The organism is Alteromonas sp. CH_MED4-4 (assembly GCF_037029575.1).
Taxonomy (GTDB): domain Bacteria; phylum Pseudomonadota; class Gammaproteobacteria; order Enterobacterales; family Alteromonadaceae; genus Alteromonas; species Alteromonas macleodii.
Genome location: NZ_JAYMEU010000001.1, coordinates 302,367 through 328,268, shown reverse-complemented (window position 1 = coordinate 328,268; position 25,902 = coordinate 302,367). Strand labels below are relative to the sequence as shown.

At 45.0% G+C, this 25,902-nt stretch carries 25 protein-coding genes; 9 read left to right on the top strand and 16 right to left on the bottom strand.

Annotation, left to right across the window (positions count from 1 at the left end):
• Window positions 1–79: 79 nt before the first annotated feature.
• The 3 genes from pdhR to ampD all read right to left on the bottom strand — a co-directional run bounded on the left by pdhR (window position 80) and on the right by ampD (window position 2,676).
• Window positions 80–826 carry a pyruvate dehydrogenase complex transcriptional repressor PdhR gene (pdhR, locus tag WA381_RS01445; RefSeq protein WP_014950397.1) on the bottom strand — a complete coding sequence of 249 codons (747 nt, stop codon included), beginning with the start codon at window positions 824–826 and terminating at the stop codon, window positions 80–82.
• A gap of 365 nt (window positions 827–1,191) precedes the next feature.
• Window positions 1,192–2,094 carry a beta-lactamase regulator AmpE gene (gene ampE, locus WA381_RS01440; RefSeq protein ID WP_039228009.1) on the bottom strand — a complete coding sequence of 301 codons (903 nt, stop codon included), beginning with the start codon at window positions 2,092–2,094 and terminating at the stop codon, window positions 1,192–1,194.
• A gap of 42 nt (window positions 2,095–2,136) precedes the next feature.
• Window positions 2,137–2,676 carry a 1,6-anhydro-N-acetylmuramyl-L-alanine amidase AmpD gene (gene ampD, locus WA381_RS01435; protein ID WP_156086796.1) on the bottom strand — a complete coding sequence of 180 codons (540 nt, stop codon included), beginning with the start codon at window positions 2,674–2,676 and terminating at the stop codon, window positions 2,137–2,139.
• Between the two features lie 183 nt (window positions 2,677–2,859).
• Here ampD and WA381_RS01430 point away from each other — a divergent pair, with 183 nt between their 5' ends.
• From WA381_RS01430 to WA381_RS01390, 9 genes are all read left to right on the top strand, one after another.
• On the top strand, window positions 2,860–3,378 hold the full coding sequence (locus WA381_RS01430) for a retropepsin-like aspartic protease family protein (RefSeq protein WP_156086797.1): 519 nt from the start codon (window positions 2,860–2,862) through the stop codon (window positions 3,376–3,378).
• A 32-nt stretch (window positions 3,379–3,410) separates the two neighbouring features.
• Window positions 3,411–4,265, top strand: a complete 855-nt coding sequence (gene nadC / locus WA381_RS01425) for a carboxylating nicotinate-nucleotide diphosphorylase (protein WP_156087360.1) — start codon at window positions 3,411–3,413, stop codon at window positions 4,263–4,265.
• 569 nt (window positions 4,266–4,834) lie between these two features.
• Window positions 4,835–5,257: a pilin gene (locus WA381_RS01420; RefSeq protein ID WP_275445343.1), complete on the top strand. Its 423-nt coding sequence runs from the start codon at window positions 4,835–4,837 to the stop codon at window positions 5,255–5,257.
• 85 nt (window positions 5,258–5,342) lie between these two features.
• Window positions 5,343–6,551, top strand: coding sequence for a type II secretion system F family protein (locus WA381_RS01415; RefSeq protein ID WP_156086798.1), 1,209 nt, complete (start codon window positions 5,343–5,345; stop codon window positions 6,549–6,551).
• Between the two features lie 52 nt (window positions 6,552–6,603).
• Window positions 6,604–7,497: a prepilin peptidase gene (locus WA381_RS01410; protein ID WP_014980024.1), complete on the top strand. Its 894-nt coding sequence runs from the start codon at window positions 6,604–6,606 to the stop codon at window positions 7,495–7,497.
• A gap of 18 nt (window positions 7,498–7,515) precedes the next feature.
• The gene (gene coaE / locus WA381_RS01405) at window positions 7,516–8,127 is read left to right on the top strand and encodes a dephospho-CoA kinase (RefSeq protein ID WP_156086799.1); all 612 of its coding nucleotides are present in this window, start codon (window positions 7,516–7,518) and stop codon (window positions 8,125–8,127) included.
• Window positions 8,128–8,372: 245 nt separating this feature from the next.
• Window positions 8,373–9,125, top strand: coding sequence for a cell division protein ZapD (gene zapD / locus WA381_RS01400; RefSeq protein WP_039227984.1), 753 nt, complete (start codon window positions 8,373–8,375; stop codon window positions 9,123–9,125).
• Window positions 9,126–9,258: 133 nt separating this feature from the next.
• A complete protein-coding gene (gene yacG / locus WA381_RS01395; protein WP_014950407.1) occupies window positions 9,259–9,486 on the top strand; it encodes a DNA gyrase inhibitor YacG in 228 nt (75 codons plus the stop codon).
• Window positions 9,487–9,712: 226 nt separating this feature from the next.
• Window positions 9,713–10,585 (top strand): aspartoacylase, encoded by an 873-nt coding sequence (locus WA381_RS01390; protein ID WP_156086800.1) that lies wholly within the window; start codon window positions 9,713–9,715, stop codon window positions 10,583–10,585.
• 87 nt (window positions 10,586–10,672) lie between these two features.
• Here WA381_RS01390 and WA381_RS01385 read toward each other — a convergent pair whose 3' ends face one another.
• From WA381_RS01385 to secA, 13 genes are all read right to left on the bottom strand, one after another.
• Complete coding sequence (locus WA381_RS01385) at window positions 10,673–11,962, bottom strand: methyl-accepting chemotaxis protein (RefSeq protein WP_156086801.1); 1,290 nt, start codon at window positions 11,960–11,962, stop codon at window positions 10,673–10,675.
• A gap of 9 nt (window positions 11,963–11,971) precedes the next feature.
• Window positions 11,972–12,340: a response regulator gene (locus WA381_RS01380; protein ID WP_014950410.1), complete on the bottom strand. Its 369-nt coding sequence runs from the start codon at window positions 12,338–12,340 to the stop codon at window positions 11,972–11,974.
• A 16-nt stretch (window positions 12,341–12,356) separates the two neighbouring features.
• Window positions 12,357–13,091 (bottom strand): ParA family protein, encoded by a 735-nt coding sequence (locus WA381_RS01375; protein ID WP_156086802.1) that lies wholly within the window; start codon window positions 13,089–13,091, stop codon window positions 12,357–12,359.
• Window positions 13,088–13,345: a hypothetical protein gene (locus WA381_RS01370; protein ID WP_156086803.1), complete on the bottom strand. Its 258-nt coding sequence runs from the start codon at window positions 13,343–13,345 to the stop codon at window positions 13,088–13,090. The genes WA381_RS01375 and WA381_RS01370 overlap by 4 nt, the downstream gene beginning before the upstream one ends.
• On the bottom strand, window positions 13,336–15,966 hold the full coding sequence (locus tag WA381_RS01365) for a chemotaxis protein CheA (protein WP_156086804.1): 2,631 nt from the start codon (window positions 15,964–15,966) through the stop codon (window positions 13,336–13,338). The genes WA381_RS01370 and WA381_RS01365 overlap by 10 nt, the downstream gene beginning before the upstream one ends.
• On the bottom strand, window positions 15,959–16,336 hold the full coding sequence (locus tag WA381_RS01360; protein WP_014950414.1) for a response regulator: 378 nt from the start codon (window positions 16,334–16,336) through the stop codon (window positions 15,959–15,961). The genes WA381_RS01365 and WA381_RS01360 overlap by 8 nt, the downstream gene beginning before the upstream one ends.
• A 1-nt stretch (window position 16,337) precedes the next feature.
• Window positions 16,338–17,192, bottom strand: coding sequence for a CheR family methyltransferase (locus tag WA381_RS01355; RefSeq protein WP_039227968.1), 855 nt, complete (start codon window positions 17,190–17,192; stop codon window positions 16,338–16,340).
• Window positions 17,185–17,826, bottom strand: a complete 642-nt coding sequence (locus tag WA381_RS01350; RefSeq protein ID WP_014950416.1) for a HEAT repeat domain-containing protein — start codon at window positions 17,824–17,826, stop codon at window positions 17,185–17,187. Before WA381_RS01350 ends, WA381_RS01355 begins: the two co-directional genes overlap by 8 nt.
• 14 nt (window positions 17,827–17,840) lie before the next feature.
• Window positions 17,841–18,878: a chemotaxis protein CheB gene (cheB, locus tag WA381_RS01345; protein ID WP_156086805.1), complete on the bottom strand. Its 1,038-nt coding sequence runs from the start codon at window positions 18,876–18,878 to the stop codon at window positions 17,841–17,843.
• A 19-nt stretch (window positions 18,879–18,897) separates the two neighbouring features.
• Window positions 18,898–20,445 carry a chemotaxis protein CheW gene (locus WA381_RS01340; RefSeq protein WP_039227966.1) on the bottom strand — a complete coding sequence of 516 codons (1,548 nt, stop codon included), beginning with the start codon at window positions 20,443–20,445 and terminating at the stop codon, window positions 18,898–18,900.
• Window positions 20,446–20,481: 36 nt separating this feature from the next.
• Window positions 20,482–22,389: a methyl-accepting chemotaxis protein gene (locus WA381_RS01335; RefSeq protein WP_039227964.1), complete on the bottom strand. Its 1,908-nt coding sequence runs from the start codon at window positions 22,387–22,389 to the stop codon at window positions 20,482–20,484.
• A gap of 374 nt (window positions 22,390–22,763) precedes the next feature.
• Entirely contained in the window at window positions 22,764–23,144 is a 381-nt protein-coding gene (gene mutT, locus WA381_RS01330; RefSeq protein WP_101565594.1) for an 8-oxo-dGTP diphosphatase MutT, read from the bottom strand.
• On the bottom strand, window positions 23,144–25,852 hold the full coding sequence (secA, locus tag WA381_RS01325) for a preprotein translocase subunit SecA (protein WP_156086806.1): 2,709 nt from the start codon (window positions 25,850–25,852) through the stop codon (window positions 23,144–23,146). Before secA ends, mutT begins: the two co-directional genes overlap by 1 nt.
• Between the last annotated feature and the right edge of the window lie 50 nt (window positions 25,853–25,902).

The following is a 25,902-nucleotide window of genomic DNA, read 5'->3' as shown; positions in this document are numbered from 1 at the left end:
GTGGCACAGGAAAAACCTGACCGGCCTCTGCGAATGAATAGCTATCTAGCCCTTATCTTATAAAAGGTCAGACTAGTAACTAAATCTCTAATCGTCGCAATGCGCGCTGTACGCGGGTATCGCGTTGATTAATGGTTAATAGCGTTTTTTCAATAAACGCCAAATGCGTATTACATGCCTGACGCGCAGCTTCAGGGTCGCGAGAAGCAATGGCTTCTACAATTTCACGACGCTGCTTAGCAATGTCTTCCACCGCTTCAGGGTGCGCTGCCAGCATGTCGAAGTTTCGTTCAATATTGTCCACCAGCATGCTTTGCATGGTGCTCATTACGTGCAACAACACCATATTGTGTGATGCTCTTGCCATAATGATATAAAACTGTCCTAGCGCCTCAGCTTGGGCACGCTTGCTTTCGTGTGCTTTAGGCGTAGGTACGTCGTTCAATGCTTGCTTCAATGCGTTGTAATCTTCAGGTTGACCACGAAGTGCCGCGTAGTACGCCGCCATCCCTTCAAGCGCATGACGAAATTCAAGCAAATCAAATTGAGTTTCAGGACGCTGGCTAACTAAGTCCATTAGGGGGTCTGTCATGGCTGAGTTAAGGTTGCGGTTAACAAACGTACCGCCGCCTTGCTTACGTTCTACCAACCCACGTGCCTGTAAATTACCAATGGCTTCCCTAAGCGAAGGTCGCGATACATCAAATTCAAGCGCAAGCTCTCTCTCTGGCGGTAATTTCTGACCAGCCAATAACGTACCGTCGAGTATCATTGACTCGAGTTGCTCGGTAATCACATCAGAGAGTTTTTTTCGCTGCTGCCGCATGCGCGCTACGTATCCTTTTATTTAAACCCTGCTCTATAACAATAGCGACGTTATAAAAGCGGTGAATGTAAAAAATAATCGTGGAATATTTAATCACAAACACAATTGGTAATACCATTTTACCTATCTAGTTTAAGGCAGATCGATTTCGAGGTAAATACTCACAAGCATAGCAAAGCATTTACCTTTTGCTGGGTGTTAAGCTTTATTGTTGAATTTGTTAAGAAAAATCAGTAACCGCAAACTGGTCTGATGAGGAAGGGAGAATGCAGTAATAGGGGCAAAGCGCCTGATCTACATACAATTAATAAATAGACCAAACGCCCTTCTAAGCCAAGTAGGCTAGTAAATGTTAAAAATAATGACTATGCAAGACTGCCTACAAGCGTGAGCGCTGATGTTATTACAAGAAGAAAAATAACATTACGTTTTGCTAACTTTACAAGCACCTTCGGTTCTATTGCTGCATTTTCAGCCTGCAACTGCTGTTCATCAGGCGTTAGAATCTCAGCTTTCGAAGAAATTTGTGTAAGCACATCGTATGCAGGTACATCGAACTGAAGTGCATACTTAATCCACTCAGGCAACGCTCGTGAGAAATGTCCCATCATCAACATGCCAAAAGCGGTAACGCGAACAGGAATATAATCGAGCGCAAACATCAATCTTCCCGCAGCGGCTTTTAAAGGGTGATTTGCATCACACAATGCCTCGGTTGTGCTTCGACTCAAGCTATAAAACAGCGCGCCAGGTGCACCAAAAGCAATAAACCACAGCATCACAGCGGCATAGTGTTGATAGTTAAGCCAGGTAAGGTGTTGGCCAAAAGTTTTGCCTTCTGTACCCGCACTTCCGTCACTGTCTGTTTGACTTGCACAATGCCCAAGTTGGTCGGTGTACATACTGCACGCCTGAAGGTCACCTCGATCAGCAGCATTCAAAAAACTCTTGTAGACGGCTCGCAATGCAGGGCAGCCAATACAGATGAACAAAATTATGCTTTGCTCTATAAACGTAAGAAATGCACCAAGTACCCAGTATTCAATTGCTCCCAGCACTACTGCGGGAAGTAAAAGATAGAAATAAAGTGCTGTGGATGAGGCCTTTTTACTCCCCTCCTCACCTTCATTTCCTTCTTGAAACTTAATCAACCCTTTATCTTGAAGAAAAGCACGATATTGAGCGGCATACTTTTCAATATGCCAATTAGGTGTTTTTGTTATCAACCGCTCGAGGCTGAGAACTAATAGCAAGCTCATTAACATCATAGGTATTGAGTTTCCTTTTTTCTGCAGTGCGGATTAGTTAAATTATTTAAACCCAGCAACGCGCATTCTATATCTTGCCCAATCGAAAGATGCACCAGGGTCAGTTTTTCGCCCTGGTGCTATATCATTATGGCCTACGATACGCCCTAAAGTGATCCGAGGATAGTATCTCGTAATAAAATCAGTGAGTTCGCCAAGGGCTTTGTACTGTGCATCGGTGTAATGCAACGTATCAGTACCTTCAAGTTCAATACCTATAGCATAGTCGTTACAGCGGCTGCGGCCTTGAAATGAAGACAGGCCCGCGTGCCATGCCCGCTGTTCAAAGGGCACAAATTGCTCTATTTCACCCGTTCGATAAATTACACAATGAGCAGAGACCCGTAACCCAGCAATTTCTCTATAGAAAGGATGTTCATCAGGATTGAGGGTTCCGGTAAACAATTGGCGAATGCCCGGCGTACCAAACTGTGAAGGAGGTAGTGAAATATTGTGTATCACTAACAGGCTAACGTCTGCGCTGTCAGGACGGGCATCATAATGCGGACTTGCTGTGTACTTTGCTTCGTTGTAAAGCACCATAGTATTTGCTTCGATAATTGATTTTCTGCGTTATAGCCTACATTGTATATGGATATAAGTGTATAGGGCTATACATTGCATTCTAATAAGCTTATCAGCACGTTAGTCCTTTGCTTAAGAGATTACGCCGAGTATTTAGCAATACGAAAAGCGGTGCACCACTATTATAAGAAAGGTAGAAGCATGAATGAACAACAAGACCTGACAGCGTCGACGGGTAAATGGATGGTTGCGCTTGCTTGGATTTGCGGTTTTGGTCTACTGGTTTTTGTTTTCTCAGATCTTTTAGAAAAACAAATTAACCCAAATAGCGAACCAACATCAGAGCGTATTGGTTCACAAACCGAAGTCCGACTTAAGCAAAATCGCCAAGGTCACTATGTGACAACAGGTTATATTAATGGTGAGGAAGTCGTATTTCTTGTTGATACGGGTGCCACTGACGTGGCCGTTCCCGCTCATTTGGCCAACAAGCTTCAACTCAAAGCGGGTCGAGAAGGGTTGGCCAGCACAGCTAACGGCGTTGTAAGAGTCGCCGAATCGACCATTGAAACTTTGCGCATTGGTGAAATTGTGGTGCGCGATGTAAAAGCAAACTTAAACCCCGGTATGCAAGATGACCATATATTGCTGGGAATGAGTGTTCTTCGCCAATTAGAGTTTACTCAGCGCGGAGAATGGTTAATATTGCGTACCCTTTAAATACACAGATAGCATAGATCATAGCGATGAAGATGACATCACCAGACATGCAAGCGATTCGAGAGCAAGTATCGAACGCGCTTATTGAAGATCTTGGCGGCGAATTAAATGCTGCAAACGACATTACGGCGAACCTGATAGATGAAAGCGTTAATGCAAAAGCCACTATTATTACGCGAGAGCCTTGCGTGGTTTGTGGAATCGCATGGGCAAACCAAGCATTTGCACTAATCGACGAGTCGGTATCGCTAACGTGGCATGTAAAAGATGGTGACAAGGTTGATGCCAACACCGTACTGGTTAGTTTGGAAGGCTCTGCTCGCGCGATATTGACGGCAGAACGTACGGCGCTTAACTTCCTACAAACCCTGTCGGCAACCGCCACTGTTACTGCCTTTTACGCTAAGTATTTAGATGGCTCCAACACTACAATTCTCGATACCCGCAAAACGTTGCCAGGTTTGCGGCACGCACAGAAATACGCGGTGCGTTGTGGTGGTGGTCAAAACCATCGTGTGGGTTTGTTCGATGCATTCTTAATTAAGGAAAACCACATATTTTCTTGCGGAAACATCGAAAAAGCCGTAAGCCGAGCGAAAACAATGATGCCGGGCAAGCCCGTTGAAGTAGAGGTAGAGAGTTTAACCGAGCTTGAACAAGCCCTTGGTGCAGGTGCCGACATTGTCATGCTGGATAATTTTTCTAACGAACAGATCCAACAGGCAGTAGCGCTCAACAAAGGTCAATGTAAACTGGAAGTATCAGGAAACATTACTGATGAACGACTGGCGTCTCTCGCTAAGCTAGGCGTAGATTACATTTCATCTGGAGCTTTAACCAAACACGTTCAGGCCATTGATTTGTCGCTGCGCATTAATTTGTCATAGCAGAGCAAGAAAGATAAAGAGCCAAATTAAAAGCTTTAAAGGTGGATTTAACATTAGGTAAGCCAATGTGTTGCTTATCCCCTTGTACTTCCACCTTTTTAACGCGGCTTCTTTGTTGCACGTGTTTTATTATAAAGATACAGTATTTCAGTGAAATTTACGTTATCGCAATTATCACTTCCCTATATTGTGGCTTTAATTGCTGAGACCTTAATGGTTGAGGTTACACAGTGATTTTAAATCACCGAGTAGATGTATAAATTACAATACGATTACTCGTCATTCTGTTCAGTCATTTCTCAATAATGCTTTTTGTGTATAGATAGGCATACGCACTTAAGTCATTAACTTTTATACGAAAGTTCAAGTGATAAAGCCTGCCAAGGCGCGGCGAACCGTGTCATACTGAAAAAGCTAGACATAGGTATGTTTGCCTATACTTGTCAGTAACAAATAAAATTCTATACTGAGTATCAAGTACCAGGGGCGTTAAATGGACGACTCGGGTATAAACGTCAATTTGAATTAGATTTAAACTTTACGTGTTATACACGTCCCGGAGAAAAACCATGATGAACATGAATACTAAAAACCAAAAAGGTTTCACCCTAATCGAACTAATGATTGTTGTTGCAATCATCGGTATCCTTGCAGCAATCGCACTTCCTGCTTACCAAAACTACACGCAAAAAGCGAAGTTCACAGAAGTAACTAACGCAACTGCAGCAGCAAAAACTGCTGTAGAGATCTGTTATGCCTCTACTGGTAACATTGCTGATTGTGATGAAGGCGATAATGGCGTTCCTGGTCCTATTACAGCTGATGCTGATACTGTTGGCCTAACAGTTACTGACGGTGTTATTAAAGCAACTGCTTCTGGAGACTCAGGCCTTACAGACGGTACTGATGCAGCTACATACACTTTAACTCCTGACGTTACTGATGGTAACGTTAAGTGGTCGAAAGGCTGTACTCCAGCAGACCTTTGCTAATCGCTGAGTTGTTTGGAAAGCGCCCAGATAAGTCTGGGCGTTTTTGTGTTTGAGATACATAACTTCTAAAGTAAAGAGAAAAACCATGGCAAAAGCAGCAACGGTGTTCATTTGGCAAGGAAAAGACCGCCATGGTCAATCACGTAAGGGAGAAATTTCTGCCACTTCCTTATCCGAAGCAAAAAACCTTCTTCGTCGACAAGGGATCTCTGCCAACAAAGTAAAAAAACTAGCTAAACCACTTTTCGGTGGTGGCCAAAAAATAACCCCAGCAGACATTTCTGTCATATCGCGTCAAATCGCCACCATGCTTGCCGCGGGTGTTACACTTATCCAATCGTTAGAAATGATTGCACAAGGTCACTCAAAGCAATCCATGCGGAAACTCTTAGCCGAAATTACCGATGAGGTTAAATCAGGTAACCCGCTCTCATCGGCGCTCAGAAAACACCCTCTTTATTTTGACGATTTATATTGCGACTTGGTTTATACCGGTGAGCAGTCGGGCGCACTTGAAACCATTTATGACCGCATTGCGACCTATAAAGAAAAGGCCGAAGCACTAAAATCAAAAATCAAAAAAGCGATGTTTTACCCTATCGCAGTTTTGGTTGTTGCTTTTATTGTTACGACTATCCTTCTTATATTTGTTGTGCCGCAGTTTGAAGAGATTTTCAGCAGCTTTGGCGCAGAACTCCCTGCCTTCACCCAGTTCGTATTGGCTATTTCTCGGTTCGTCCAAGACTACGGTATTTTTATCGCCATAGGTATTGGTGGTGCTGGGTTTATGTTTATGCGCACCTATAAGCGAAGCCAGAAGCTACGTGACACGGTAGACCGCAACATTTTAAAAATTCCCGTTATCGGCGAGATACTAAAAAAAGCCAGTATTGCGCGCTTTACCCGAACCCTAGCCACGACCTTTGCAGCAGGTGTGCCGCTTATTGGCGCACTAGAATCTGCCGCAGGTGCTTCGGGCAACGCAGTATACCGCGAGGCCATTTTATACATGCGTAAAGAAGTGGCGGGCGGTATGCCAATGCATGTTGCAATGCGCGCTACACAAGTATTCCCTGACATGGTGACGCAGATGATTGCCATTGGTGAGGAGTCGGGCGCGGTTGATGAAATGCTTAGTAAAATTGCCACCATATACGAAGCTGAAGTCGATGATATGGTAGACGGTCTAACCAGCCTACTTGAACCTATGATCATGGCCGTGCTCGGAGTAGTAATCGGCGGCTTGATTGTGGCTATGTACCTCCCTATATTCCAGATGGGTAACGTGGTATAACGTGGCTCAGCACTAAAAGAACGAAAATCAACAATCATAAGAATCACATACCATGGACGCGATAATTACGCTTAGTCAGCTTTACCCTGCTGTATTCTATTCCCTAGTCTTTTTTGTAAGTTTAATGGTTGGCAGTTTCTTGAACGTGGTGATTTACCGCTTGCCTATTATGATGGAACGCAGCTGGCAGCAAGAGTACCAAAGCTATTTTAGCGAGGGTGAGCCGACACCTAACGATAAAAACTCAACAGCGTCAGAGGAAGTATTCAACCTTGTAAAACCAGACAGCACATGCCCTAGCTGCGGCCACAAGATTCGCGCATGGGAAAATATTCCTGTTATTAGCTACCTATTCCTTAAAGGTAAATGCGCTAAATGCAAAGTTGGAATATCAGTTCGATACCCGCTGGTTGAATTGTTTACTGCTTTAGCCTGTACGTTTGCGGCCTATCAATTTGGTGTCACATCGCAAGCACTATGGGCCGTATTGTTTACCTACATACTCGTTGCTCTGCTGTTTATTGACTTAGATAAGATGCTATTACCTGACCAGTTGACACTGCCTCTACTGTGGTTGGGGTTACTGTTGAGCACGCAACACATTTTTGTAGGCACCACCGACGCTATTATTGGCGCAGCGGCGGGTTATTTAAGTTTATGGTCTGTTTATTGGCTATTTAAACTTGCCACTGGCAAAGAAGGTATGGGCTATGGCGATTTCAAGCTGCTCGCCGCACTTGGCGCTTATACGGGCTGGCAAGGTTTGCCCATTATTATTTTGCTCTCTTCGTTTGTTGGTGCAATTGCAGGCATACTCATAATGGTGATTCAAAACAAAGGTAAGTCGCTGGCAATTCCTTTTGGTCCCTATCTCGCAGTGGCGGGTTGGCTGACACTGCTTTTTAAAGATGCCATTATTACCACCTATCTTGATTACGTACTTTAGTTAGAAGGTGCCGGCATTATGAATAAGCAGACTCCCTTTGTAGTAGGCCTTACTGGCGGGATAGGTAGCGGTAAATCTGCTGCCACTGATATTTTTGCGTCGTTAGGCATAGACATCGTGGATGCCGATGAGGTCGCAAGGGATGTGGTTGCCGTGGGCTCACAAGGGTTACTTCAAATAGCTGAGCATTTTGGCGAGCATATTTTGCTTGAAGACGGTAGCCTTGATCGCGCCGCACTTCGAGAGAAGGTTTTTGCTAACCCAGATGAAAAAACCTGGCTGAACAGCCTTCTCCACCCGCTTATTCGTTCTCGCATGCAACAGCTAATCATGGAATCGACTTCCCCCTATTGCATCTTGTCTGTTCCACTATTGGTTGAAAACAAGCTTACTGAAATGTGTAACCACGTAGTAGTGGTTGACTGTCCTGAAGCGCTTCAGCTTGAACGCGCCTTAAAGCGAGATGGTAGCTCTGAAGCAACGATAAAAAGTATTATGGCGTCACAAGCTAGCCGTAAAGAACGGCTGAGCGCTGCAGACCATGTACTAGACAATAGCACCAGCCTAAACGCCCTCTCTTCGCAAGTTTCGGCCTTGCATGAACACTTACTTTTGCTATCTAAAGCGTGAAGTTGATAGACGGAGTTAACGCAAAAACACATCCCTAATAACTAAATTTACCATCTAAAAAGCAGGGCGTTGCAGCCTTACGGATTGATTTTTTGAAACTTTTTTGACCAATTAACGTCAAAGTAAAGATTTGGCGAACAAGTATACTTGGCTTAAACGCTTTGATGCTTTAGGCTTGTTGCCTTTCATTGTTCAGCTAAATTTTTAGCGACATTTCTCTAAGTCTATGTGTTTTAAGGGGTTCCATGGGTCACGCTGTTTTCGAATTTCCACTAAAGGAAAAAGTACGTAACTATTTACGTGTTGAGCAGCTGCTTGGACAACTTAAAATTACGGCTAAATCAGAACATACTCATCTGCAGCTGGTGTTCTTTGAACAGCTTTTCGAGTTACTTGATCTCATTGAAAGACTGGATCTTCGCTCCGATCTTACCAAAGACCTCGAAGCCCATGAAAAGAACTTGGTTTATTGGTCTAAGCACCCGAAAATTGACAGCACCGCCTTAGAGCAAGCGCTAAAAACCGTGCTTACCCTAAAACAAAAGCTAAAAACAGACCGCCGTTTTGGTAGTGCTTTGAAAGAAGATAAACTGCTAAGCGCAATCAGGCAGCGCTTTGCCATTCCAGGTGGCGCGTGTAGCTTCGATTTGCCCAATCTTCATTTTTGGTTACAACAACCCCTTGAACAACGCCTCGCTGAAATAGCGCAATGGCTTGAAACGTTAGCCTTACTCGATGATGCTATTGCTGTTAGCCTGTCGTTCATTCGCGAACGAGGTCAATTTGTCAATGTGGTTGCTGACAACGGTTTTTATCAAGGCGCTGCAGAAGATAAAAACGAGTTAATTCGCGTTAAATGTAGCGTTGATGAAGGGTATTACCCTACGCTTAGCGGCAACAAATACCGTTACGCACTCCGCTTCATGCTATTTTCTCCTCAAGAGGGCCAATCTGGCGCAGTGGAAAGCAGTATTCAGTTTCGTTTAGCTGCCTGTTAAACTTAAGACCTGCTGACGTGTGATGTACCGCAAAGATCAGCAGGCCAGAGTCTTTAATTTATTGTTTCCCGTCTGCGGTAGTATAAGCAAATCGCAAACTTCGCCGTTTAGACGTATTTCACTGGAGTAAATAATGGAAGTGAAATGTCCTATTTGTGCCAAGCAGGTTGTTTGGGCACCAACAAGCGAATATCGCCCTTTTTGCAGTAAAAAATGCCAACTTATCGATTTAGGTGAATGGGCCGCTGAAGACAGAAAAATAGCCGGCAAGCCTGCAGAAGACGCAACGCCCAAGCATATCGATGTTGAAGAGATAGAGGCGATGCTAGCACAGCAATCAGATGACTTCTTTAAGCACTAATACGCGATGTCATTCCCACACAATTTGGCAAACATCAGTATTTAGGTAAATTCCACTAAGACGTATTCTCGTACAAAGCGCAGTGGTGTAGTATCGGTTTACTTGGTCTCCAAGTCGTAGGTAGATGCTCAGCAATCGAACGTATTAATTCGTCACAATATTAATCAATAGCTCGCTGCGCAGCCTTCCACATCCTCATCCTCAACCTATACAAAAAGGAACATGAATGTTTAATTCTATCGCGCTTGTTGGTGGTACTCATGGAAATGAAACCAGTGGTATTCAGCTTATTCGGAACTGGCAACAGTTTGGGCTACCTTCGCGATTTAATGAGCTAAATGTTTCGTTAAGCATCGCCAATGAAGCGGCCATTGCGGCAAACGTTCGTTTCGTAGACGAAGACTTAAACCGTCAGTTTACCTTTGAACGTTTATCGAATAACAATTCTGCGAAAGAAGCTGAGCTTGCTAAGGCTCTTAACCAACAGTTAGGGCCTAAGGGTGATTCGAACACAGATTTTGTGATTGATATTCACAACACCACCAGCGAAATGGGTGCTACGCTTATCATTTTGGAAGCGGATGAATTTCATATTCAGCTGGCGCGATACGTAAAGCAGCAAATGCCAGAAGCCAACATTTTGGTAGAAGACGAAAAGCCCTACCTTGAACATGGTTACCTGTGCACCACTGGTAAGAAAGGTGTAATGATAGAAGTGGGTGGGCAGCCACAGGGCGTGTTAAGAGAAGATGTTTACCTTCTAACACAAACCATGGCTGAAGCAATATTGGATTTTTGTGCCGCGTATAATAAAGGGCAAATTAATATTGACGCTTTGCCTGCCTGTGAAGCTTTTCGTTTAGGCGATAATGTGTCTTTTCCGTTAGATGCTAATGGAAAACGTACCGCCATGATCCATCATTCACTGCAAGATAACGATTTCAAACCTCTCATGCCTGGGGCACCGGTATTTCGAACGTTTGACGGCAAAGATATCCTATGGGAAAACGAAACTGAAACCTACCCGCACTTTATTAATGAAGCCGCTTATTTCAAACTGGATGTGGCGTTTGCCACCGCTGAACGAATAACGCTTTAAGCGTAAGTTATCTTGTTATTTGACTTACCAGCAAAAGAATAACAAAAGCACAGTCAAAAAGGCTATTGGGCCCTGATGGGCCCTTAGCTAAAAGAGTTCTATTTTTGGCTCTCGCGCCTCTTCAAACTCATTTTTCTCTTCTGGTGAAGATTCATTGATGTCAAAGTGGATTTTACGCTGATCTTCCATAACGTATTTTTCAAACATTTCTTTCGTGCTTAAATTAAAAGACTCGTCAAAATGTTCGCGATTATTGATGTAAGACGAGAATTGTCCGAACAGGCTAACAATGGCATCTTGCTCTAACTTCACGTGTTCGGTGCGCTGGCGAATAATATCTTGGAATTGAATCTTGGCTATTGCACCACTCACTTTAGACGCCACTTCCGTCGCGCTTTGTGAAAAGCATGCCAGCATTTTGGGATTGAGTTCTTCTAATACCCGATAGTGGCTCGTAATGTTTTCTAACGATTCAGAAAACCCCGTTAATAGTTCACACGTATCGTTAGCACGCGTTGAAGTAAGCATTTTCTCTCCCTGATGATGCGCGGCATCAAGAGCGGACTTTATACCTGATTCTATTTTTTCAGCCGCTTCTGAAGACTGGGAAGACAATATACGTACTTGCTCTGCCACTACCGCAAAGCCCCTTCCGTATTCTCCGGCTCTAGCTGCTTCGATAGCCGCATTTAGCGCTAACAAGTTGGTTTGTGAAGCAATATTTTTAACCAGTTCCGTAAGTTCTTTGAGGTTCTCAACTTCACGCATTACCCCTTGAATCGCTTCTGTATCTGCAATTTGCTGTTCCCGCTGGGTGCTGATCATGGCTTTAATACTCGATAAGCGCTTTGCAGCCAGCTCAAACTCATCGGCGCTTTTTTCTTTGCAGCTAAGCGCGTTCTTCTGCCCTAACTCAACGTTATCTATGCTGTCTTGAATGCTACTTTCAATTTCGTACAGCGCCTTCATCAATTCCATCGATGCATCTTCTGTGATAGCGCTTATGCCGTCCATCTGGCCTTTGAGTATGGCTACATATTCACTGACTTGAGCATGTGTTTCGTTGAGTTGCTCAGACGTTTCTTGTAAATAACTCTCCTGTTTATTAAGACTGGCTTTGAATACGCTTGTTTGCCTATGCGAATACCATCTAATAAAACTCAAGAAACCCAGTATTGTGGCAACGGTACCTGCTTGCCCATTTAATAGCTGTGGCGATACATTCAACGAAATTGCCATGCTCAATATAGACACACCAACCAAACCGCTCCAAAGTAAAAGTGAGTCCTGAACTTTATTCGTCTTATCCTTAAGCACTTTAAACTTCTCAGCGAGTACCAACTCATAATACTGCTTTGTTTTTTCAAGTACTTTCATAATCTAACCTTATGCAGTTGGCACCAACTGCTTTACTACACCTAATAACTGCTCTGGCTCAACAGGCTTAACAAGCCAACCTGTCGCGCCCGCCGCTTTCGCTTCTTCTCGACGACTCTGTTGTGATTCAGTGGTTAACATCAACATGGGTGTGAACCTGAACTTAGACTGCTGTTTCAACGTTTTAATAAGCTCTATGCCGTTCATGCCAGGCATGTTTAAGTCTGTGATAATTAGTTTAGGACTGATTGATTCAAGGGCTGTCATAGCCGCTTCCGCACTCTCTGATTTTGTGACCGTATAGCCCGCTCGTTTTAATAACATTTCCATGCTCATTAACATGGTGGCCGAGTCATCTACTAAGTGTATTGCGCTCATTGCATTACCTCTCGTGTTAGCCAATTAATTGTTTACATAATTCAGTATAGTCATGTGCGCCACGACTATTAGGAGCATAGGCAAATACAGGCTTATTCTCTGCAAATGCCTCGGCGAGTTTGATGCTCTTTCTAATGGGATTAAGCACTTTGCTTCGTCCATAGCGCCCGTACCAGTTACTTAACTCCTGTCTGTGCAATTTTAGATTTTGTTCTACCATGACGGGTAAAATAGTGAGTTTGGTTGCTCTAAACTTTCGCTCCGCCATTGCATTTCTGCACGCATTGAGCAGTTTCTGAACACCGTCACTTGCCAGTGGAAGGGGCGTTGCTGGAATAATAATGTCGGTCGCTGCCGATAGCGCAGCCATAAGCTGCGGGCTCAATGTCGGCGGTGTATCAATAAGAACAATATCGAAATATTTCGTTACCGCTTCCGAGTCGCACCAGTTACGCAATACATCTAGCGTGATTTCTTCATTTGTATTCGCATTACAAGTATCAACATCGGTCGCATATATGTTGTCAGCGCACTTCACAATAGAGGTAAAGAAGGTGTTGAGAGGCAGTTCAGTTATATCGCTTTGTTGAACGCATCCTAGTGCTTTTAAGCCATGCATAACATGGCCTTGATTATCAAGATCCAACACAATGACCCGTTTATTCGCTTGTGCGAAGCCATAAGCAAGATTTACCACCGTGGTGGTTTTCGCCGTACCGCCTTTGCGATTAGCTACCGTGATCACTCTCATTCGAACCACACTTTACTCTGCTTGTTTTGCATCATTTCAGTCAGCCAATATAGTGCATCGGCTTCAGGCCACACGCTCACTTTTGGCTTCTTAGCTAGCAATACCTGATACACAGCAGTATGTGCGCTACCTAAGGCTTTTAAATTAACTTGTCGGGCAGTCTCTTCATTCAACCAAGCAAAGAGCGCTTCAGCTTCTTCTATTTCACAGTGCCCGGTCATGACCGCGACTTTCTTTTTGTAAGCTATAGGCATTTTGCTAATACCTCTTGAACGTTGATAATCAATAACACACGCCCGTCGCCAAGCAGCGCCGTTCCCGAGAAGTGAGCGTATCCGGCCAACACGCCTTCGAGCGGTTTTTGAATAACGTCAATCCCTTCGTGAAATTTATCAATGATTAATCCAAACTCTCCCTGAGGCGTTGATACCACAAGAATTGAATGCTCTTCCCTTTCTTCGGCTGCTTCGAAACCTAACGCTTCACGCAAGTCACAAAGAGGTATGAGCTTTTCGCGGATAACCAGTACGTGTTCGTTGCGAATACGCTGGATATCGGCAGTAGGCACTTTGACAGTCTCAACAACGGCATCCATTCCAACACCAAACATTTGATCATTCACTTCGAACATCATTACTCGGTTCACTGACATAGTTTGGGGCAGCAATAGTTTGAAAGTACTTCCTACTCCCACTTCGCTTTGCATTTCGATTGTGCCGCCGGCCTGACTAACCATCGTTTTTACCGCATCCATTCCAACGCCGCGCCCAGATAAATCTGACACTTGCTCAGACGTAGAAAAACCAGCGGCAAAGATTAATTGTAGCGCTTCATTATCATCCAAGTTTTCAAGCTGCGTTTCGCTGATAACCCCTTTTTGAAATGCCAAAAGCTTTATTTTCTGAGGGTCAATGCCTTTACCATCATCGCGAATCTCTATGATTACGCTATCATCAAGCGGCGTTGCGAGGAGGTCGATGCGACCTACTTCAGGTTTTCCTGCTGCAAGTCGCTCTGCAGGAGACTCGATGCCGTGATCTATGCTATTTCTTAGCAAGTGAATAAGCGGTTCAGATAAGGACTCAATTAAATTTTTGTCAAACTCGGTATCTTCCCCCTGCATACACAACTCGATTTTTTTATCGAGCTTTCTGGCTAAATCCCGCACTAAGCGAGGGTAGCGTTGAAATACGTGGGAAACAGGCACCATACGAATCTGAAGCACTGCACTTTGGAGCGATTCTGTTAATCGGTTAACAATGGAAAAATGGGCTTTGATTTGCTTACTGAGCTTTCTACTGCCTCCCTCTTCTTCTGCCTGCTTTGCAAGATAAGGCAGAGAATTTTTGGCAACGGTTAGCTCGCCAACAATGTCCATTAAGTAATCTATTTTTGACTGATCGACCTTGAGCATTTTCACCGCTTGGCGTTCAGCTTTTACAGGGGCAGCTGTGTCTTCTATCGTTTCTAGTCCGTTAGCTTGCTGTGTATTAGCTGGCTGTGTTGCCTCAGCCGTCGCGTCATTCGACGTTTGATGTGCTTGCTCGTCATTTGTTTGCGCTTGAATTGTTTCCTCATCTAACGCATTACTAATGGCAACCGCCAGCGCGTCCTCATTTTCAAACTCAGCGCCCAGAATATTACCCACCAGCCCTGCGATAGAAGGAAACATGAACTCAGATTTATAGTTATCCGAATTTAGTAATGTGAGCTGTTGTGTCAGCATTGCTCGTTCATGCAACGCTAAGGTTTTTGGCTTAGACGCATCGCTCTTCGAGTCGTATGCTTCGTTTGCCGAACTATTACCGACTTCAGGAGACGCATTCTTATTAGTGTCTTTACCTGAACATCCATCCTCTCGGATTTCGTTATTAAGAAAACTCAAATCGTCGATTGAAGATAGCAGGCTCAGCACAGCCCTATTAGCGCTATCATCTTCGCTGTTGTTAAAGTTCAGTGAGGCAAGCAGTAGTCCAGCGCTAGCATGCACTTGGTCTATGTCTGTGTCATTCAGGGCACTGTTTAAGGTTTCGTCGTCGATAGTCTCGACGCACTTTTGAATTTTACCGGTGCATGCAGCTTTTAAGGCTTGAGTGGAAAAACTAACGCAAGAGTACTGCCCCTCGTAATACGCCATATGCTGTTTAATTTCATCTTCGCCGGCAACGCCAAGCGCTTTGATTGAAGTGAAACAGTTATAGATATCTGCATCTTCGCCTAATTCGGGCATTTCAATATTAAACGCCTTTATTCCAGGTAAGGCTACGGTGACATTTATTGGGTCTTCTCCGCGAAAGAAGCAGCCTTCGTCGGGCGTGTACTGAATGAAATAGCAGTCTGGGCCAGTCGCTTTACAAAGTAGGTCTAAGTCAGCGTTTCTACCAAAACTGGCGATCAGTACTATGTGCTCTTCGCTTAGCGTTTGCAAGTCTGCTATTGGGCTTTCGTTGTTAACCGTGGCGCTGCTTTCATCGACTTCACTCGATGCTGTCGGGTCGATAAAGTGTCTTAATTGAGCACTAAGCTGTGCCGATATTGGTTTCCATTGCTCTACATTCTGAGAACCTACTTCGAGCTCGTCGAACCATATTGAAATTTGGTCTAAGGCTTCAAGCAACAAATCGCCTATATCATCGCTGTAGGTGACCTCGTTAGACCTTACACTATCAAGCAAATCTTCTGCTGCGTGAGCCAAGCGAGTCAAAGGTTTAATATCAAATAAATCAGAAGAACCTTTAATGGTGTGCAGGTCGCGAAAAATTTTGTCTACACGCTCAGAAGCTGGGCCCGACGATTGAATTTCTAAAAGCTCTTGGCTCGCCGACTCTAAATTCTCGCGGGACTCGCCAATAAACACATCAAGTAATTCACTCATTGGCTTCCCCCCCAATCACTGCACTTACTACTGACTTCAACGTGTCTGCATCCACAGGCTTCGTCATGTAATAGTTTGCCCCACATTGATAGGCTCGTTCGGCATCTTGATTAGCCGACTCGGTGCTTATCATGATAATGGGAACCGCACGTAGTGCCTCATTGAGCCGTATTTCCTTACATAGCCTATAACCGTCCATCTTTGGCATGTTCACATCAACAAGAAACAAGTCCACATTTGTACCTATAGCTTTCTCAAGCGCTTCTACACCATTCTCCGCCTCTTCGATAATTCTGTCTGGCGAAGTCACCAGCATTTTGTGGAACATTCTTACCGTAGAGGCATCATCAACAATCATTACTGTTTTCATGTTATGCCCCTCCTGTAAGTGGCTTCTGGTAAGCAATCACATCACCGAATTTGCGTACTTTAAACATAGACGAAATACGGCTCATAGATTCGCTGTGCCCTAAAAAAATGTATCCACCTGGTTTCATCGCATCAAAGAGTACCTGCGCCGCCTTCTTACGCGATTCATCATCAAAATAAATGAGCAAGTTTCGGCAAAAAATGAGGTCAAAATGCCTAAACTGCTTCATATTATTTGCGGATAAAATATTCGCGAGCGTAAAGGATACGGACTCACGTATGTCATCACTAAGCTGGAATTGCCCATTGATTTCTTTGAAATATTTCTTCACCAGTGGGAGCGGAATGTTCTGAACAGAGCGCTTGGAATAAAGCCCTTTTTTTGCTGATGCCAGCACGTTGCTGTCAATATCAGAAGAGATGAGCTCTACATCTCTGTGCGCCAACCCTTTCCAATACTCGATAAGATATATCGCTATTGAGTAAGGCTCTTCGCCCGTACTCGAGGGTACTGACCAAATGCGTAAATCTTCTCCGGCAGGACGATAACCGTCTAACTCATCCATTATTTCTCTTGTCATCGCTTCAAATTGATATTCTTCGCGAAAGAAATACGTTTCATTGACAGTCATTGAATTCACGAGGTTTTGAAATTCTTCACCTGACGCTTGGAATCGCATGTAAGTGAAGTAACCTTTAAAGCTCGTATGACCTGTAGCCTTCATGCGTTCATGGAGACGTTTGTCTACAAAATAGCGCTTCGAGTCTTCGAAGTGGATCCCGGTTTTTCGGTAAAACATAGAGCGAAACCGTTCGAAATCGGCAGCACCTATTTTGTCTAGTGCTACACTATTCATCGGCGTTTCTCACTTGATTACGAATTAGTGAAATAACAAACTGAATGTAGTTATGATTCGGAAATCGGCTTTCAACAGTTTGCAAAATATCCAAAGTAGACACATCAGCAATTTCAGCCAGTTTGTCCAGTGCAGTACCCACAACGTTTTCATTGTCGTCATTTAGAGCGAATTGGTGCAGCCAGTTCACTGCATCTATGTGAGCAACCGCACCTATAATGTCTACGCAGAAAATACGGGTGTCAGGGTCCTCGTCGTGCATGAGTAAATTGACATTCGCAGCAAAAATATCAGGGTTTTGCTGCATAAGCTCAATAGCCCCATTTCGCAATTGCACGTGTTCGCTTTTAAGCATGGTAATAACCTGCGAGGCATGACTTTGAGTCATATCATGCTCGAGCGCACTAAATAAGGCCTCGATCACTGTTGGGTCATCTTCTTGTGGCAATCGATATATGAAGGCGTCGTGCGCATCTTTTTGGCCACTCAAATCTCTTACTGCCCACCGGCGCACATCACTGTCGCTCGAGTTTAGGTCGCTAATGAGTTGCTCTTTCGTTCGAGGGTGTTCGCGCTTTTCCTCAAAGTCATCGGAAACATCGGCAATAGGTTCTACTTTCTTCTTGAGACCCATAATTACTTCTCCTCTTAACGACAAAGCGCATTCAATTTAGATGCGACTTTGGGACTATCTAGTACGAAGCTGGCGCAACCCGCTTCAATAAGCTCTTTCGGCATACCGAAGACAACTGAGGTCGCCTCACTCTCTGCGATCGTTGTCGCACCTTCTTTAAACGCTTTGCTCATAGCGGCAACACCATCACACCCCATTCCGGTCAGCTGTACGCACAGCATAGAAAGTGGCTTGTAGCAGTTAAGTGCGCTGTCTACCATACGATCCACACTTGGATGCCACAGAAAACTTGGGCTTGATGGCACAGGGCGCGCTGAGACTTCACCGCCGACTTTTGAGAAGGCAAGATCAGCATCCCCTTTTGCAAGATAAACATTGCCAGCCTTTATGGGCATCTTCGCATTCACCTCAACCACGTTGAGCGGACTGATTCCGTCCAAGCGCTTAGCCAGCGCACTGGTGAAAGAGGCTGGCATGTGCTGTGAAATAACGATAGGAACCGGAAATGCGGGGCTTAAGTTAGCTACCAGGTGTTCAAGCTTTTTGGGACCACCAGTGGAAACGCCTACCAGCACGACTTCAAAGGGTACGCTCGTTTTGTGGCGAACAACTTTTTGTGTCACGACTGGGGGCGGTTTAATTGTAGGACGCTGTGGTTTGCCAGTTTTGGCTAGGGCGTGAATTTTGTTTATTAAAGGCGCCTCTAAATCTGAAATATCCCGCGAAACAGTGCCCCCTGTTTTTAACACAAAGTCACTTGCGCCAAGCGCGAGTGCCTCTAGGGTAATGGTGGCCCCCTTTTGCGTGAGCGAAGACACCATGATAATAGGACAAGGATAAAGTTTCTTGAGCATCGCCAGACACGTCATGCCATCCATTACCGGCATATTAATGTCCAGTGTTATACAGTCTGGCTCGAACTCTACAGCTTTAGTTAGCGCTTCTTCGCCGTTACGTGCTACTTGAACAATAAAGCCCTCTTTCTCGAAGAGTTGCGTAAACAGCTTTCGCATTAACGCGGAATCGTCGACGATAAGTACTTTTACTGTCATAAATAACCTCGAATATTAGCTAGCATTGCTCTTGAGCTTTAGATACCGCATTGTCATCGAGCAAGACTTTGGGCTCGATAATTTGAATAATGCGTTTTTCATCATTCAGCTTAATCAGGCGGTTTAAGAACTCAGATTGCATCTCAGAAAGAGAAGGCGCTTCTTCAATAGTCTGTCTAACGACGGTCTTCACTTCGGCAACACCATCAACGATGAACCCGGTACGCTGTTTATCTTTAGTAAGAACAACGATGCGCTGACGTTCTGACGTTTCGCTGCACGGCATACCTAAGCGGCTGCGCAAGTCGATAACCGGCAACACCGTACCGCGAAGGTTAACAATGCCTTTCAGGTAATCTGGCGTACTCGGCACACTTTCAAGCTTTTCAGGTACTCGAGTAATCTCTTGCGTATCGTCAATGCTTACACCGTATTCTTGCCCATTAATCCAAAAGATGACGTATTGCTCGCAGTCATCTTCATCAATTGCTAAATCGTTGCCATCATTCATTTGAGACTCCTGCTGAATATCGGCATCAAGACTGGTTAAAGCGCTCATCAGCGCACGGCTGTAGATGTTAGAAAGGTTGATAATAGACACCAGACGTTTGCCGCCATCGCTGCGGTAGACCGCTTCAAGCAGCCCCGATTCCGCGCCGTCATTACATACCGAAGGAACAGATTCCAGTTCAGCTTCAGAAATAGACACCACATTACTGACTTTGGCTACCACAAAGCCAACGCTACCAAACTCACTGTTTTGCGTTACTACAATGCGCGATGCTTCGTTAATTTCAGTGCGCATCATGCCAATGGAGTTCGACAAGTCGACAATGGGAATGATGCGGCCGCGCAGATTGACCAGCCCCAAAACAGAAGGTGCACTATCCGGAAGTTGCGATATCTCTGCGGGAACACGCACAATTTCTTCTACATCTTGAAGGTGAAATGCGAACTCTTGTTCCTCTAGTGAGAAGCACACTAACTGCTGTAAATTTTCGTCCTCTTGAGAATCTTCAGGCGCATCGTTATCAATATGCTGCATTCCCGACAGCTGCATAGTATTGCCATCTTGCTTGATGACTGCCTGTGCTTTTGCAAGCGCAGAAACATCAAGGATTTGCTCTACAGGCTGGTCGCTTTGTTTAATGATGCCCTGCATATAGTCGTAGGCGATAGAATCCGTCATTGAGGTTTTATCGATAACAGCATCGCTGCTAACACTGTAGACGCGCAGTACTCTGTCTACCAGAAATCCTACGCTACCAAGCTCAGACTCCACTACAACTACGCGGGTAACGTCACTCTCTTGTGACTTCGCTCCAAGTAAGATTGTGCTTAAGTCATACACGGGCAATACGTTCCCACGTAAGTTTGCTAAGCCAATCATTTGTGCGGGACCAAGGGGGACAGACACCATAGTCGGTACGCGAATGATTTCGCCCACCGCAAGCATAGGAAAAGTGAAACGCTCCTCGTTGACCATGAAGGACACGAACTGTTGTTCACCACCTGACATTGGCTCAGTTTCGTTTGCGGTCTCGTTATTCGTATTTTCGTTACTCATGAGGCAAGCTCCTCTATTAGACACAAGCGCTATGGATTAGCCGTTTTGCATTTCGTCAGCCACTGAAGCAATTTCTTCAATGGACTTGGCCAACACTTCCATGCCTTTACTTTGCTGGTCTGCTGCGTTAAGTGCCTGCTGACAGTTACTGCTCGCTTGCTCATTTGCCGTCGCAATTTGCTCTAGTCCCCGCTGGGCCTGTGTAACACCCGCGGCAATTTCTTCACCCCGCTCTTTCATTGCCTGGTTATATTGCACAACTTCGTCGATATCAGTCGCAATTTGCTCGACATCTTGCGTAGTTTGCTTCGCTTTCATGACCTCTCTAGATGCACTTTCAGCAACATTAGTTAAGTCTGTTTTTACGCTCATTGTCTGGTCTTGAATGGCTTTGATGAGGTCTTTTATCTGCTCTACATTTTCAGCAGCTTCATCTGCTAGGCTTTGAATATCTGCAGACACGACCGCAAAACCTTTGCCATACTCACCTGCTCGCGCCGCTTCTACTGCGCCGTTTACTGCCAACATGCTGGTTTTCACTGATACGGTGGTAATAGTGTCGATAACCTTGTCTATTTGGCGCGTCATGACTTCCATCTCACTGATAGCACTCACATTTTCTTTGCTAGTTTCAAGGGCCAGATTTATGCCGCTAACCATTCCCTCAATCAGCGCACGGTTTTCTTTAAGTAATCCAGTAATAGCATTGCCTTTCTCTAACGCTACATCACACTGCGCAGAGGCTTTATCAACACCTTCTCTTAACAGGTCGATATTTCCCACGGCTTGGTCGACAGAGCTTGCTGCCTGCTGCGAACCGTTATTCACTTGAGTCAACGCCGTCATTATTTCACTTGATGAGCGATTGATTTCTTCGAGGGTTGCTGACAGCTCTTCAGCTGACGATGCCACCTCTTCTGCGCTCTTGTTAATGTCTGTGCTGTTTTTAAGCTCTTCGGTAATTATTTCTAGTGACTGTGCAGCCTGTTCAGCTTGAGACAAAGCAACACTCTGCTCAGAGACATTAGATGACACTTCCTGGGCAGCGGTTGACTGCTCGTCGGCCGCGCACGAGATTGCTTCTGAACCAGTTTGAATTTCTTTAGCCGCTGCATCCATCGATTTGACTTGTGCCTGTAGTTCACCCGCACCGTCAGCAATGCTCTGCATGTCTGATTTTATGGTGATAAGTTGCTCGGTAACCGCTTGGCCTTTGGTCACTTCCTCAAGCGCCGCTTGCGATGATGATTTAACGGCATCAGAGACACTGTTAGATTGCTGTTGAATACGCTCTATCTGCTTAGCTATATCTGCAGCGCTCTTGTCTGACACTTCTGCGAGCGCGCGAACTGTATCGGCGACTACAGCAAATCCCTTTCCGTGCTTACCAGCCCGTCCCGCTTCAATAGCAGCGTTAAGCGCTAGCAAGTTCGTCTGATCGGCAATGCGGGTCACTTGTTTGACAGCTTCGCCGATGTTTGATGCTTGTTGCTCTAACTCGCTCATCATGACCACTGAGCGTGATTGATGCTCAGATGCGGTTTTAACGCTGGTCATCATGGTGCTTAAATCACCGACAACGCGTTCAAGATAGGTTTGAAGCTCGTTGGTTTTGTCCATTGTCGAGCCTGCCAATTCAAGCTGTGCAACAAGGCCACCTGAAATCTGAGTGATAGCCGCTAAGCTTTCTTGGCTTGCACTGCTCGATTCTTCAGCGCCTGCTGCAATTTCGTTAACTGCAGTGGATAACTGATCGGTTGCGCTTGAGGCCTGATTTATACCACTTGCTAATTCAGTCGTGGCGGAAGCAACGCGCTCTGCGGCTTGCTGCTGCCTCGCGAGTGTTCTTGCTTTGCGGCGCTCCTCTTCCGCTTCTTTACGCATCTTTGCATCAACTCGCACTGCTGGTGCGACTGTTTGTTCGGTAGATTTTTTGAGCGCCATAAGTAACCTCGATATGTGAATGGCTGTAAAAACACTATTCAAATATCGTTGAGAACCGGGCGCATTAATGTATTAAACGAAATACGTTTGTATGGAGAGGGGTACGTTGTTTCCGTAGAAACATAATTCAACGGCAAAATGGCGCAAATGTCGTAAATGACACTTTTTTACATATCAATATAAAATCAAAAACTTATATACGCGTGTTCTAGAAAGATGATGCTAGCGACTTTGTCAAAGTACAATAGTCTAATGCGCTTCTGAGGATTGAGATTAATTTTCAAAAAAATTACTGAGGAATTAGCAACTTATACTTAGGTATAAGAAAAAAGCGGCTGAACGCCGCTTCACTTTGTACGGTGGATAACGCAGAACTATTGTAAAGCGTTAATTATGGGAACGTTTGCTTCAGGAAAGTCAGAGGCGTTTAGTGACGTTACCTTGACCCACCGCGACTGTTGGCCTTCTTTGCCGTGCGGCTCGCCGGTAAAATCACACACGCGATGAACATCTAGTTTAACTTGCTTGTCGCCGTAATCATGGGTGATCACAATCACAGGCTCGCTGCGGTTCACAATAATCCCAACTTCTTCAGCAAGCTCTCGCTTCAGCGCCTGTAGAACGGTCTCACCGTCTTCTACTTTGCCGCCGGGAAATTCCCATTTTCCGCCCTGATGAACATTGTCAGGGCGAAGAGTAATGAATATTTCATCGCCGCGGGCGATAACGCCCACAGCAACATGTACTACTTTCATTACTTGAGCTTGCCGTGACACTGCTTATACTTTTTACCAGAGCCACAAGGACATGGGTCATTACGGCCCACTTTCGCACCTTCGCGAACTTGCGTACGTACTTTGTCACTTGCCTCTTCTGGCGTTGCGTTCGCTTCTTCGTGCTCGAAGTTCTTTGGCACATCGTCAGCTTGACGACGTTGTTCTTCTACTTTTTGCACGTCTTCTTCAGCTTGTACTTTTACACGCGCAAGAATAGTGATCACTTCAACTTTAAGCGCTTCTAACATTTGTGAGAACAAAGCAAACGACTCACGCTTGTATTCTTGCTTAGGATTTTTCTGCGCATAGCCGCGTAAATGAATACCCTGGCGCAGGTGATCCATTGCCGCCAAATGCTCTTTCCAATGGCTGTCTAGGTTTTGAAGCATTACCGCTTTTTCAAACTGGCGCAGTACCTGCTCGCCCACTACCGCTTCTTTCTGCTTATAAGCATCAACGACTTCGCCAAGAATACGCTCGCGAAGCTTCTCTTCGTAAAGTTTGTCGTCATTTTCAAGCCAAGTCTTGATTGGCAAGTCTACGGCGAAATCGGCACGCATGCGCTCTTCAAGTCCGCTTACATCCCACATTTCTTCTAGAGACTGTGGCGGAATGTACTCATCGACAACACTTGAAATAACGTCTTCACGAATAGCCACGATAGTCTCGCTAATATCGCCTTCATCAAGAAGCTCATTGCGCTGCTCGTAGATGACTTTACGCTGATCGTTAGCCACATCATCGTATTCAAGCAACTGCTTACGAATGTCGAAGTTACGACCTTCTACTTTGCGCTGTGCATTCTCGATGGCGCGAGTTACCCACGGATGCTCAATGGCTTCACCGCGCTCCATACCTAAACGCTTCATCATGTTGCCCATTTTTTCAGAGGCAAAGATACGCATAAGTGCATCGTCTAATGACAGGTAGAAACGGCTTGAACCGGGGTCACCCTGACGGCCTGAACGACCGCGAAGCTGGTTATCAATACGGCGAGACTCGTGACGCTCTGTACCAATAATGTGTAAACCACCTGAGGCAAGCACAGCGTCATGGCTTTCTTTCCATTCGGCTTTGATCTTCTCGATTTGCGCTTCAGTTGGATTTTCAATCTTTTCTACTTCTGCCTGCCAGTTACCACCTAACACGATATCGGTACCACGACCTGCCATGTTAGTCGCAATCGTAACCGCGCCTGGCTTACCAGCCTGAGCGACGATATCTGCTTCGTGTTCGTGGAACTTAGCGTTAAGCACTTTATGAGGAATTTTCGACTTCTTAAGAATGCGAGAAATGAGTTCTGAATTCTCGATAGACACAGTACCCACAAGCGTAGGTTGACCGCGTTTAACGCACTCTTTAATGTCTTCAACAATGGCTTCGTATTTTTCTTCTGCCGTTAGGTAGATGAGGTCAGCCATATCTTTACGCTGCATAGGACGGTTTGTCGGAATAACTACCGTTTCTAAGCCGTAAATATGGTTAAATTCGAAGGCTTCTGTATCTGCTGTACCTGTCATACCCGCAAGCTTGTTATACAAGCGGAAGTAATTCTGGAAGGTAATTGACGCAAGGGTTTGGTTTTCGTTTTGAATACGAACCCCTTCTTTCGCTTCTACAGCTTGGTGCAGACCTTCAGACCAGCGACGGCCTTCCATCGTACGACCCGTATGCTCGTCAACAATAACGATTTGGTCTTCTTTAACGATGTAGTCTACGTCTTTAGCAAACAACTTGTGTGCACGAAGCGCAGCGTTAATATGATGAAGCAGTGAAATATTACCTGCAGCAAACAGCGACTCGCCTTCAGGTAGCATGCCCTCTTGTTGAAGAATTTCCTCAACGTGAATTTGACCGCGCTCGGTAAGATGAATTTGTTTTGCCTTAAGGTCAATCGTGTAGTCACCATCGCCCTCTTGGCCTTCTTCATCCTCTTTTTCTTGCTGAACAAGTTTAGGAATAATGGTGTTGATGCGGCGATACAGCTCTGAGCTATCTTCGGCCTGACCAGAAATAATAAGTGGTGTACGGGCTTCGTCGATAAGAATTGAGTCAACCTCATCCACTACCGCATAGTTAAGCGGGCGCTGTACGCGGTCTTGTGGGCTAAATGCCATATTGTCACGAAGGTAGTCAAAACCAAATTCGTTGTTCGTACCATAGGTTACGTCAGCTTGATAAGCTTCACGCTTTTGCTGCGGCGACATACCAGGCACGTTACAGCCCACACGCATACCTAGGTAAGTAAATAACTGGTTACTCCACTCAGCATCACGACGAGCAAGGTAATCATTCACAGTAACAACGTGAACCCCTTTGCCAGACAAAGCATTAAGGTAAGTTGGCAAGGTAGCAGTTAGCGTCTTACCTTCACCCGTGCGCATTTCTGAAATTTTACCTTGGTGAAGTACTTGACCACCTAGCATCTGAACGTCGAAGTGACGCATGCCGTATACGCGTTTACTTGCTTCACGCACAGTAGCGAAGGCTTCTACAAGAATATCGTCAAGGGTTTCACCCTTTTCAATACGCGCTTTAAATTCGTCTGTCTTAGCCTTTAGCGCCTCATCGGAAAGCTTTTCAAATTCTGCTTCCAGTGCATTGATGGCATCTACGTTTTTGCGTAATTTTTTTAATAGTCGGTCGTTTCTACTACCGAATACTTTTCGAAGGATGCTTGAAAACATTAGCTTTATTATTCCACTACTTGTCGAGGCGCCGCACAATGTGCACAGCT